The following is an 11,894-nucleotide window of genomic DNA, read 5'->3' as shown; positions in this document are numbered from 1 at the left end:
CAAGCTTAAATGGAAGACAACTTGTGGCAATTACATTTCATAATCAATATAACCCTTATCACGCTTCGGCTGTTGCTAAGCTGTCGCAAACGGCTCGCACTGATGGTGTGAAAGCCATGCATAAGCCTGCATCTTCAGCACAACAACTTTTACAAAAGCAGTCTGAGTCCAGCTCTTTTTTAGCGCAGGCACAAGAAGCTTTGGTTTATCAGCGACTCGGGGTTGATAAAGAGAAAATTGATGAAATAAAAGCGCAAATAGAGAAGCTTGCTGAACAAATGCAACAACAAGGTGCCGATACTAAAGCACTGCAAGAAAAAATGAATGAGCTGCAAACGATGCTCGATGAAGAGTATCAAAAAGGTCGCGAACGCATGGATATGCGACCAGAAGCTGAAAAAGGCAAAGTTATTGATGCGCTGGTTTAATGTGTGAGTTTAAGCTAGCTACTTTAAATGTCGGCTAGTTGACATTCTTGATGGTAAATTTTCTGCTAATCTGAATTTTGAACACAGTTTTGGCAGGAAAAACAATGAAAACATTAAAACAACAACTGACAAATTACGCCCTTTATCACCGTTCTAAACGCAATATTTACACTCACTTTATTGGCATTCCATTAATTGTGTTTGCAATTATTTGTTTATTACAACGCGTCACGCTTATCTCAGAGCCTGCCGTTATCTCTTTAGCAACCGTGGTAATTACACTCACCTGTCTTTATTACTTAATGCTTAGCTTATCTATGGGGTTAATTATGGCTGTATGCTTAAGTTTGTTAAGCATTGCTGCTGAGCCTGTGGTGTCGCTTTCAACAGAGTTATGGCTAGCTGTGAGCATTGGCAGTTTCGTTGTTGGTTGGGTGTTTCAGTTTATTGGTCACTATTTTGAAGGTAAAAAGCCAGCCTTTGTTGATGATTTAATTGGTTTGGTCATAGGCCCGTTATTTGTATTAGCAGAGTTTTTGATTATGCTTGGTTTTTATAAAGATATTGCTGATCATATCGAACAAAATGCAGGGCCTAACAAAGCATAACAACAATAATAAGGAACACACATGCAATTAAATGGTAAAACAGTTTGGGTTACTGGGGCATCTTCTGGAATTGGTGAGGCACTTTGTGAGCAATTGGCGGCAAAAGGGGCAACGCTAGTACTGTCTGCCCGCAATGAGGAAAAACTCAACGCTCTTAATACAAGGCTCGGTGGTAATCATCATGTGGTCGCTCTTGATTTGGCAAAGCCCGAAGCCTTACTTGAAGATATGCCAGCAGTGATTGAGCGAATTGGCCGCATTGATGTGCTTATCAATAACGGTGGGGTGTCGCAGCGTAGTCTATTTTTAGAAAATGAATTTACTGTTTATCGCCAACTGATGGAAGTAAATTACTTTGGTTTAATTGCTTTAACTAAGGCGGTCGTACCACAGATGGTGAAGCAAGGTATGGGCATGGTGGTATCAATTAGCAGTGTAGCGGGTAAAGTCGGTTCAAAGTTCAGAACTGGGTATTCGGGTTCTAAGTATGCGGTTGTCGGCTTTATGGATTGCTTAAGAGCAGAACTAGCCGACAAAAATGTGAATTGCCTGACTATTTGCCCGGGTTCAATTAAAACAGCCATTGCGCATAATTCGTTAGATGGCCAAGGTAAACCGCAAAATAAGCCAGAGGAATCAATTGAAAACGGTATGGATGTGGCAAAAGCGGCTGCAAAAATGATTAAAGCCATTGAAGCCGAGAAAGATGAAGTTGTTATTGGTGAAGGAATAAGTGGTTTAGCACCGACTATCAAGCGTTTTTTCCCGGGCTTTTTTAATCGCCTCACAGCAAAAATGAACTACAGATAATTTATAGTCATTTGTTAGCGAATGATTCTCAGTAAACAATGCGCAACTTGGGTTGCGCATTTTTTGTACCAAATGGTCGGATTATTATCACTTTAATCTATAAAAGGCACTAGTTTGCTATGGTTAAACGGGGATGGATTAGCATACAATGGGGTAAAAGTAGTCCAAACAAGAGAGAACAACAATGGCCGCATTTGGTACTGTATTTATGCCACAAATGATCCAAGCACGTTTTGCTGATAACTCATGGAGTGAAAGCGCGCTGGTCCCATCTGATAAAATCGAATTACATGCGGGTGCTCACGTATTACATTACTCAAGCACCTGTTTTGAAGGATTAAAAGCATTTCGTCACGAAGATGGCTCGGTCTATATCTTTCGTATGGATGCTAACATTGCTCGTATGAAACAAAGCTCTAAGTTACTCAACTTACCTGACTTTGACGAAAGCATGCTTGAGCAAATGATCAAAGACATTGTAAAAGAGTACGCAGACGAAACACCAACACCGCCGGGTTCAATGTATATTCGCCCAACTCACATTGGTACAGAAGCGGCAATCGGTAAAGCGGCTGCACCGTCAATGAGTTCCTTGCTTTATGTATTGCTTTCGCCAGTAGGTGATTATTTCTCAGGCGGTGCTACAGCATTACGTGTATTACTTGAAGAAGACGGCATGCGCTGTGCACCACACATGGGTATGGTTAAAAGTGGTGGTAACTATGCAAGTGCATTAGGTCCAATCTTAGAAGCTCGCTCAGAGCATCAAGCAGACCAAATTTTATTCTGCCCTGGTGGTGATGTACAAGAAACTGGTGCTGCAAACTTCATTCTAATTGATGGTGATGAAATCATCACTAAAGCACTTGATAGCACATTCTTACACGGTGTGACGCGTAATAGTATTTTAACGATTGCTAAAGATTTAGGTATGACAGTATCTGAGCGTAACTTTACTGTGTCTGAGTTACTAGAAAGAGCTGCTAAACCAGGTACTGAAGCTGCGTTATCAGGTACCGCTGCGGTACTTACCTCGGTTGGCACACTTATTCATAACGACCAAGAGTTTAAAGTGGGGTCAGGTGAACCAGGTGAGAAAGTTGCTAAATTACGCCAAGCATTGAATGATATTCAATGGGGTAAATCAGCAGATACTCATGGCTGGTTAACAAAAGTATAATCGCTGAGCAAATACATGCTTTGAAGAGCCACGTTACTACGTGGCTTTTTTGTTTTTACATTGGTTTACAGCAGTTCCTGTGTTTAACCGCAAATTACTAGACATTCTAATGCTTTAATTTTACTTTCATTTTATTAACAATAACTAAAAGTAAATTTATTATGATCAAGAAAACACTAGCATGTGCAATTGTTGTTGCATTGGCGGGCTGCGGTGAATCTACCCCAACAAAAACAGAACAAACAGTGAAAACTGCAGAGGTTAAAGCTGCTGTGAATTATCCAGAAACTAAAAAAGGCAATGTTGTTGATGAATATTTCGGTGAGAAAGTAGCCGATCCATACCGTTGGTTAGAAGACGATATGAGCGACGAAACAGCCCAGTGGGTTAAAGCCGAAAATGACGTTACCTTTTCTTATCTAAAAAATATTTCGTATCGCGATGAGCTAAAAACTACGCTTGAAAAGTTGATGAACTATGAAAAAGTCACAGCGCCATTTAAAGAGGGTGAGTACACCTACTTTTATAAAAACGATGGTCTGCAAAATCAGTATGTAGTTTATCGTAAAAAAGGCGACTCAGAAGCTGAGGTTTTCTTAGATCCAAATACTTTCAGTAGCGACGGCACAACCTCAATGTCGGGCTTAACATTCACAGAGGACGGCACGCTAGCGGCTTATCAAATCTCTGAAGGCGGCAGTGACTGGCGCAAAATTATCATTATTGATACAGCGACTAAACAACCAATTGAAGAAGCATTAGTCGATGTAAAATTCAGCGGTATCTCTTGGCTTGGCAACGAGGGATTCTATTATTCGAGCTACGATAAGCCAAAGGGTAGTGAGCTGTCTGCAAAAACAGATCAACATAAAGTTTACTACCATAAGTTAGGCACGGCACAAGCAGATGACCAATTAGTTTATGGTGGCACAGAGGCTCAGAAACATCGTTATATTGGTGCTGATGTAACCCGTGATAATCGTTATTTAATAATTGCTGCAAGTACTTCAACTTCAGGTAATAAACTGTTTATCAAAGATTTAACTAAGCCTGACAGCGAGCTAGTGACTATTTTAGATAACACTGACTCAGATACCTCAATTATTGATAATGACGGCTCGAAACTGTATTTAGTGACTAACTTAAACGCGCCAAATAAACGTGTAGTGACTGTTGATGCAGCTGATCCAAGCCCTGAAAATTGGCAAGATTTAATCCCAGAAACTGACAATGTGCTTAGCCTTTCAAAAGGTGGTGACTACTTCTTTGCTAAGTATATGGTTGATGCGATTTCACAAGTAAAACAATACGATAAATCAGGCAAATTGGTGCGTGACATCAGCCTGCCAGGTGTGGGTACTGCATATGGCTTTAGCGGTAAGCACGATGCACAAACGCTGTATTACTCATTTACTAATTACACTACACCAGGCAATACCTATTCGTTTGATGTTGAATCAGGTAAGTCTGATGTATACCGCAAGTCGGGCGCTAAATTTAATAGCGAAGAATATATCTCTGAACAAGTGTTCTATACATCAAAAGATGGCACCAAAGTTCCGATGATTATTTCGTACAAAAAAGGCACCGAACTTAACGGTAAAAATCCGACTATTTTATATGGTTATGGTGGCTTTAACGTAAGCCTAACACCAAGCTACAGCCCTACAATTGCGGCATGGCTTGAGCACGGTGGTGTATATGCTGTTGCTAATATTCGTGGTGGTGGCGAATACGGTAAAGAATGGCATGTAAATGGTACACAGCTTAAGAAACAAAATGTATTTGATGACTTTATTGCTGCGGCTGAGTACTTAAACAAAAAACAATACAGCTCACCTGATTACCTAGCGGTACGTGGTGGCTCAAATGGTGGCTTATTAGTTGGTGCGGTTATGACACAGCGCCCTGAGCTATTTAAAGTTGCGCTTCCTGCTGTAGGTGTTTTAGATATGCTGCGTTATCACACCTTTACAGCGGGTGCTGGTTGGGCGTATGACTACGGTACGAGTGAACAAAGTAAAGAAATGTTCGAGTACTTAAAAGGCTATTCACCAGTTCATAATGTAAAAGAGGGTGTTAGCTACCCAGCAACCTTAGTAACAACAGGGGATCATGATGACCGTGTTGTGCCTGCGCATTCATTTAAGTTTGCAGCAGAGCTACAAGAAAAAGGTGCGAAACAAAATCCGTATCTTATTCGCATTGAAACAAATGCAGGTCATGGTGCAGGAACACCAACCAGTAAGATCATTGATCAATACGCTGATATTTATGGCTTTACCCTATACAACATGGGTGTTAAATCGCTATAAGATATACTTAACTAAAATGAAAACGCCGAGCTAAGCTCGGCGTTTTTATATCGATTAATTGGGATGTTTATAAATCGATACCCAGCGCGAAAATCATTTTGTAATCTTCTTTTTCTGGTACTACACCGTTTTCATCGGCAATCGGGTCAGCTAAATAGTCCCATACTAATGACATATCAAAATCAATATCATCGGTGATCTCAAACTCAAACGCAGCCATCGCATATTGAGAGTCACCACCTGCATCACTGTTTGCAGTTAGGTAGCGGTAATTAAAGGTAAAATCAATTTTCTTGGTGACCTCTAGCTCGTAATTAGTGCCGAGAAAATATGACCAAGATGAATTTGATTTTTCTTCACCCGTAGCGACAGTATCAAACTCAGTTTTTTGATAAGCAGGGCCTGTTGAAAAATCCCATTCTGTTTTATCGGTATCCATTACATAGTAACCAACACCGGCACCCACAGTGTACTTGTTAGCGATATTTTGAAACGGATCACGGTAGTACTCAAAGAAGATAGGGCGGTAATACATTTTTTGGGTCTGAAACCAGTCGAAGGTACCGTTAGCGCGAATGTTGTTTTTAGTGACTTGCTCATCGCTGGTGGTGCGATAACCTAAAAACTCTGCGAGGAAACGGCTAGACGCCGTACGGCGCTTGATATCTGCACGAGCCGAATATTCGGTTTGGTCAGTATTACCTTTTGATATATCGGCACCTAGTGATATTTTCACTGTCCATGCACTGAGTTCGCTTTCAACTGAAGGAGCAATAGAGACTAAATCGCGATAACGGTATTTAGCTTCTTGTTCGCCAACTTTCACAAAACCACCAGAGATATTTAATGTGCCGCTTAGCTCATTACCATCGTTAAAGCGCACAGTATGGTGACGATCTGAGATAATCATGTAGACATCTTCGCGATCAATAATTAATGTGTCGAGCACATCACTGTCGAACTCAATCTCTTTATCATACATGGAGACTAGCTCGCCTTTGAGCCATTCGCCCGAATTCAGCCGTACCCAATCGAAATGAGTGGCATCTTTTATGATTATGCCGCGTTCTTCAAGAAGCGGATCAGGAAGTGATTCTGCACTATAGCAAGCAAATGAGCTTGCTACAGCAGCACTAATAAGCAGGTATTTTTTGAGCATTATTTCAATCCATGTTAAATAAAATGCATTCAAGGGGTGAGGTTGTTATTACTATAACCTGTTTAATTTTAGAACAATTTCAACTACTGTTCAAAAATTACTTAAGCAGATGGCAAAAACAAGCGCTGATAGGTTTTATAAGCATATTCATCACTCATCCCTGATAAGTAGTCACATATTATGCGCATTGCATTATCACCTTGCTGGTGCGCATTTAGCCACATTTCTTGGGTTGTTTCAGGTAATAAGCGCATTGGGTCGCTGGCAAAAGCACTAAATAACTCAATCAACAGGTTTTGCCCTTTAAATTCAACTTGCTGCATCTTTGGCTCGCGAATTAAACGTTTAAAAACAAAATGTTTTAGCACGTTAAGAATTTCGGCAAATTCATCCGGTAGGCTTACTGTGTATTGCAGTATTTCTGATTCGAAATCTGCGTTTTGTACAACTAACTGAGCGTTAATAATAAAGGTGTTAACCAACTCACCAATAGCGTCTTTACGCTCATACTCGTGATGAGAAAAGAGTCTGGCGGTTATCGAGCTCAAATGGGTGGTTAGCCATGCAGAGTCAAGCTCTTGTAATTGTACAAGGGCATGATTTTGCCAATCAGCCAGCGTTAAAACCTCTGTAGCTATGGCATCTTCTAAATCATGTACGGCATAAGCAATATCGTCGGCTAATTCCATAATTGCTGAGTCTATCGATTTGTAATGGGTTTTAGCTCTAAACTCATCAACCTTATAATGACTACTCAGCAGCGCTTTATCGTTATTCGACAGTGGATCAATGATCCAGTCGAAAACATCTTTATCGTCTTTATATAAGCCTTTGGCTGGTCGCCAATGGTCAGCTTTAATAAAGCTACGCTGCTCACTCAAAGGTGGAATGCTGTGCCATAAATCATCAATAAAGGCTGGGTATTTAATAAAACCTAACAAGGTGCGTCTGGTTAAATTCATACCATAGCCATTTGAATAGGGCTCAAGCTTAGACACAATTCTTAATGTTTGCGCGTTACCTTCAAAGCCTCCATGCTCGCGCATCATGTAATTTAATGCTATTTCACCACCATGCCCAAAAGGAGGGTGGCCAATATCATGAGCAAGACATAGGGTCTCGAGTAGGCTACCGCTCGGAAAATTCGTAAATTCAGGGTGCTGCTTTTTTAGATGACGTAATAAACCACTGCCAATTTGAGCAACTTCTAAAGAATGGGTCAGACGGGTTCTATAAAAATCATTTAAGCCAATACCCATAATTTGGGTTTTAGCCTGCAACCGCCTAAAGGCTGCGGCGTGGATGATTCGAGAGCGGTCAACTTGCCAAGCTGAGCGGTTATCGTTTGGACGATATTTTTGCTGATCAATAATGCGAGCTTGCCAAGATTGGCACATAAAAATAACCTACCTTTTTCTCGTTTGCTTGCTTTTCAGTATACGCAAGCGCTTGAAAATTGCGAGTAAATTGGCGCTAAATCACGCTATTTTGGTAAAGGTTTAGGTAATTCTCTTAGGGCAAATTCGCCAAAAATAGAGGGTTTTGGTATACTTCGCCTTTGTGTGTGCGTGACGTTACCGCACATGAGTAGTAGTTTATATGAGAGAATACATGCTTAATTACGTTTTTCGAGCTTTACTTGCTGCTTTTTTTGCATGGGCGTTGTTATCGCCATTTGTAGATAAAGAAGTAGTAGAAAGTGGGTCTGAACAATCGCAGACAACGCCAAAAGGGACCCAGCGCGTAATCAAAAAAGAAAAGCCATTACATAATGTAAAACTGCCAGATTTTGCAGATTTTACTGATGTGAAAGAAAAGAAACATGCATTTTTTGATTTTATTCGCCCTCATGTTGAGGCCGAAAATAAAAAGATTTTACAGCAGCGTGCGACTCTAGAAATCGCGCGCATGATGCTGGAGTACAATGAGCCACTAAGTAGCAAACAGCAATCAGATATTAAAAAAATACTGAATAGCTACAAGTTGCCTACCACCATAGATACTTTATCGCTTACCCAGGCACTTCGTCGTGTTGATATCATTCCTAAAGAGCTTGCGCTTATGCAAGCAGCTAATGAGTCAGCATGGGGTACGTCACGCTTTGCACGTATTGGCTTAAACTTTTTCGGTCAGTGGTGTTATAAAAAAGGCTGTGGCATGGTTCCTCGTCGCCGTGCCAACGAAGCTGCTCACGAAGTGGCTGCATTTCAATCGGTACGTGCTGCTGTAAACTCTTATTTTAAAAATATTAATACCCATGCGGCGTATAAAGATTTAAGATCAATTCGTGCTGATTTACGTCGCCAGCAAAAGCCAATTGATGCAACTAAGCTAACACAAGGTTTACTGTCTTACTCTGAACGACGTGAAGCGTACATTGAAGAATTGAATAAAATGATAAATCAAAACAGAGCTTACTTTGATGAATAAACTCCTTCCATGGTTAAAAGCAGCAACCATCGCGGTTGCGCTAGGTGCAGTTGCTTCAAAGGCCGCTGCAACAGAATTTGTTGTTGCCTATGATGGCTTTTACGATCGTTTGAAAGTTGTTAATAAAGGCGAGTTTCAATACGCTCAAGTTAACTTTTATTTGTCTGATATTGCTAGCAACGAAGTATGCACAATTAAATCAGGTAAAATAATTACAGAAAAACAAGAGTTTGACCTAACATATACAGATAAGGCTCAGTTACTTTTACCTTTTGATAAGCAACTAGATACTGATAAAGCCGTAATTGTTGTTCAACCTGAAAATCCAAAACATGAATGCCAGTTAAAGTTACAAATTGAAGCAACTGATCTGGCTGATTTTGAACTCAGTAAAGCGAACTTATATACGTTAAATGAAGAATTTGACGAGCTTTTATCTGATTTGTCAGGCTTTTTTGTTAGCAAATTAATGTGGTTTTTACTGCCTGAACAACAAGGTGTTGTTCTTAAATTTAATGGCCAAGATGCTATTTCGGCAAATGACGTTAGCTGTAAAGAGCAGCGTTGTTCAATAAAAGTAACAGACGACTGGCAAGACGATAACACAGTGCTTAGCAGTCATGCTGAGCCCATCAGTGCCACACCGTGGATTGTTAAATAGCGACCATATATTGGTAAAGCGTTTTAATATTGACAAAAGGGACCTTATTAGGTCCTTTTTTCGTTGTGAAGCAGATAGTTCTTATGTCTCTTTTTTTAAAGAGTTTCCTCGTTATTTTGGTTTAGCATCAAAATCTGAAATTCATCGTAAGCAGTGCAGTTACTTTGACTGTTTATTTTATCTACATTATTCCCTTTAATTTATATCTTTTCTAACTATTTGTATTGCTGTGCATTTAAGAATTAGCGTGTTTTTAGATCTGAAAACAGTATGAAGATATGCGTTTTTACTGATTGTTTCTTGCTATAGATAAAAGGTTTAATTTTATTTTAGCATCCTTATTTTTACTTAATTACTAAGTGCTAACCTTCTATTTTTAAATGATTTTTCAAGAATTGAAAATATAGATTTAGATCAAGTTACTTAGCAATAACTGGCTTAAAGTAAAACTATAAAGATCTCAATATAGGTAGTTATAGTTTAAAAGGAGTCGTTATGCAGACAGTCAATGTCGAACCTGTATCAGTTAAACAGCAGAAATTAGCCGAAGCCAATGCGAAGCAGGATGTGGTTTTTGATCTAAATGTTAAAAACCCAAGCTTAAAGTGGAATGCTGACGGTAAATACCCATATAAACGCAAAATGGACGTAGTTGAATACGAGCGTCATAAACACGAACTGCAAATCGAGCTTTTAAAAATGCAAGACTGGGTAAAAGAGACCAACCAGCAAATTGTGATTTTATTTGAAGGTCGAGATGCGGCGGGTAAAGGTGGCACTATTAAGCGCTTTATGGAGCATTTAAACCCTCGTGGGGCGCACGTGGTGGCTTTAGAAAAACCATCTGCAAGAGAGCGTGATCAATGGTACTTTCAGCGTTACATTAACCACCTGCCAACAAAGGGTGAAATTATATTATTTGACCGTTCTTGGTATAACCGAGCCGGTGTTGAGAAGGTAATGGGGTTCTGTGATGATCACGAATATTTAGAGTTTATGCGTCAAACTCCTCAACTTGAACGTATGTTGGTGAATAGCGGTATTAAGCTATTTAAATATTGGTTTTCGGTCAGCAGAGAAGAGCAATTTAGACGCTTTAAATCTCGCCAAAATGATCCACTCAAACAATGGAAGCTAAGCCCAGTTGATATGGCATCACTGGCTAAATGGCATGATTACAGTGATGCCAAAGATGCCATGATGTTTCATACCCATACTAAGGATGCACCTTGGACACAAATTCGCTCTGATGATAAAAAGCGCGGGCGTATCAACTGTATGCGTCATTTCTTAAGCTGTTTGGATTACCCAGAAAAAGATCACGAAATTGTGAATCGTCTCGACCCGCTTATTGTCACAGAACCTACCCGCATGTCTGCACGTCAGTAAAGGAGAATACTATGCAAAATTCACAGTCAGTATTTGAGAAACGTCTTGCTAAGCTCGAAAAAATTCTCGAAAAGAGTAAAAAAGAAGTGGCCAAAACCACTGAAATTGCAAAAGATGCAGCACTTAAAGCACAAGCAGCTGTAGAGTGCGCTAGTGAAGCAGAGAAACTAGCCGAAAATGCTAAAAAGCGCTTGAAAGCAGCAAAAAAGCAATTAAAAGAGGCTAAAGTGTTAAAAATAGCGCAGAAAAATGCGTCGAAAAAGTCGGCAATAAAACGTGCTAAACGAATGGCAAAGAATAAAAAAGCTAAAACTAAAAGCGCTTAAAGTTAACAAAGGGCACAGGGCTCATGTGCCCTTTGTTTTTTATTAAGCGTATAGCTGGACATTTTTACGATTCTCGATATGCTAAACCTTACTTTTTCAGGGACTTAAAAGCATCTTAATGAAAACTTCAGCGCCTATTTTTGTTATTTTACTGCTATGTTCAGCTTGTAGCAGTCATTCACCTATCAACCAAGAAATGCAAACTAAGTTGCAAGGCTCATGGCAGTCTACAAATAGCCCAGTTTGTGAAGCTAATTTTCATACCATAACGTTTAAAAATAAAACATTAGAAATCTCTTATGATGAGCAGGGCTATATTTCCGCGTCTGAAGCGAGAAAAACCTTCGTTTACAATATTCTCTCAGCAGAGAAAAATTTAATCCGTGTGCAGCTTGAAAATGAAACCCGCTTAGATAAAAAGGGCAAGCCTGTGGTTTGGCATCTAAAACCTCTTAGAAATGATAAATACTGTTGGGGCAGAGATGATTGGCCTGACCTTGCTTGTACAGCTTCTCGTTACAAATGCACAGTAAAATAAATCAGTGATCAGTTTACAGAGGTCAGAAAATTAGAGCTTTCAGCCTGTAA

General features: G+C 39.8%; 11 protein-coding genes and 1 pseudogene. 10 read left to right on the top strand and 2 right to left on the bottom strand.

The features are described 5' to 3' along the window. Positions 1 to 23 precede the first annotated feature (23 nt). From AN213_RS11585 to AN213_RS11565, 5 genes and pseudogenes are all read left to right on the top strand, one after another. Positions 24 to 428, top strand: a complete 405-nt coding sequence (locus AN213_RS11585; protein WP_055198686.1) for a hypothetical protein — start codon at positions 24 to 26, stop codon at positions 426 to 428. A gap of 104 nt (positions 429 to 532) precedes the next feature. Continuing rightward, positions 533 to 1,036 carry a DUF962 domain-containing protein gene (locus AN213_RS11580; protein ID WP_055198685.1) on the top strand — a complete coding sequence of 168 codons (504 nt, stop codon included), beginning with the start codon at positions 533 to 535 and terminating at the stop codon, positions 1,034 to 1,036. Between the two features lie 21 nt (positions 1,037 to 1,057). Next, positions 1,058 to 1,846, top strand: coding sequence for an SDR family oxidoreductase (locus AN213_RS11575; RefSeq protein ID WP_054561314.1), 789 nt, complete (start codon positions 1,058 to 1,060; stop codon positions 1,844 to 1,846). Between the two features lie 178 nt (positions 1,847 to 2,024). Beyond that, positions 2,025 to 3,026: pseudogene (locus AN213_RS11570) on the top strand (branched-chain amino acid aminotransferase); the annotation flags it as partial. A gap of 161 nt (positions 3,027 to 3,187) precedes the next feature. Then, positions 3,188 to 5,341: a prolyl oligopeptidase family protein gene (locus tag AN213_RS11565; protein ID WP_055198684.1), complete on the top strand. Its 2,154-nt coding sequence runs from the start codon at positions 3,188 to 3,190 to the stop codon at positions 5,339 to 5,341. Between the two features lie 67 nt (positions 5,342 to 5,408). Here AN213_RS11565 and AN213_RS11560 read toward each other — a convergent pair whose 3' ends face one another. Together AN213_RS11560 and AN213_RS11555 are read right to left on the bottom strand one after the other, a co-directional pair. Beyond that, positions 5,409 to 6,500 carry a DUF481 domain-containing protein gene (locus tag AN213_RS11560; protein WP_055198683.1) on the bottom strand — a complete coding sequence of 364 codons (1,092 nt, stop codon included), beginning with the start codon at positions 6,498 to 6,500 and terminating at the stop codon, positions 5,409 to 5,411. Between the two features lie 101 nt (positions 6,501 to 6,601). Continuing rightward, a complete protein-coding gene (locus AN213_RS11555; protein WP_054561318.1) occupies positions 6,602 to 7,897 on the bottom strand; it encodes an anti-phage deoxyguanosine triphosphatase in 1,296 nt (431 codons plus the stop codon). 214 nt (positions 7,898 to 8,111) lie between these two features. On the opposite strand from AN213_RS11555, the gene AN213_RS11550 reads away from it, so the two are divergent. The 5 genes from AN213_RS11550 (at position 8,112) to AN213_RS11530 (ending at position 11,844) form a co-directional block, all read left to right on the top strand. Further along, positions 8,112 to 8,930, top strand: coding sequence for a glucosaminidase domain-containing protein (locus tag AN213_RS11550; protein ID WP_054561319.1), 819 nt, complete (start codon positions 8,112 to 8,114; stop codon positions 8,928 to 8,930). Then, positions 8,923 to 9,591, top strand: a complete 669-nt coding sequence (locus AN213_RS11545) for a DUF2987 domain-containing protein (RefSeq protein WP_055198682.1) — start codon at positions 8,923 to 8,925, stop codon at positions 9,589 to 9,591. Before AN213_RS11550 ends, AN213_RS11545 begins: the two co-directional genes overlap by 8 nt. 495 nt (positions 9,592 to 10,086) lie before the next feature. Next, a complete protein-coding gene (ppk2, locus tag AN213_RS11540) occupies positions 10,087 to 10,980 on the top strand; it encodes a polyphosphate kinase 2 (protein ID WP_095209745.1) in 894 nt (297 codons plus the stop codon). A gap of 11 nt (positions 10,981 to 10,991) precedes the next feature. After that, positions 10,992 to 11,306: a hypothetical protein gene (locus AN213_RS11535; protein WP_054561321.1), complete on the top strand. Its 315-nt coding sequence runs from the start codon at positions 10,992 to 10,994 to the stop codon at positions 11,304 to 11,306. Positions 11,307 to 11,424: 118 nt separating this feature from the next. Beyond that, positions 11,425 to 11,844, top strand: a complete 420-nt coding sequence (locus tag AN213_RS11530) for a hypothetical protein (RefSeq protein WP_055021044.1) — start codon at positions 11,425 to 11,427, stop codon at positions 11,842 to 11,844. Positions 11,845 to 11,894 lie beyond the last annotated feature (50 nt).

This window comes from Pseudoalteromonas sp. P1-8, assembly GCF_001399985.1.
Classification (GTDB): Bacteria; Pseudomonadota; Gammaproteobacteria; order Enterobacterales; family Alteromonadaceae; genus Pseudoalteromonas.
The sequence above is the reverse complement of the archived record's forward strand: the minus strand, read 5'-3'. Positions and strand labels throughout refer to the sequence as shown.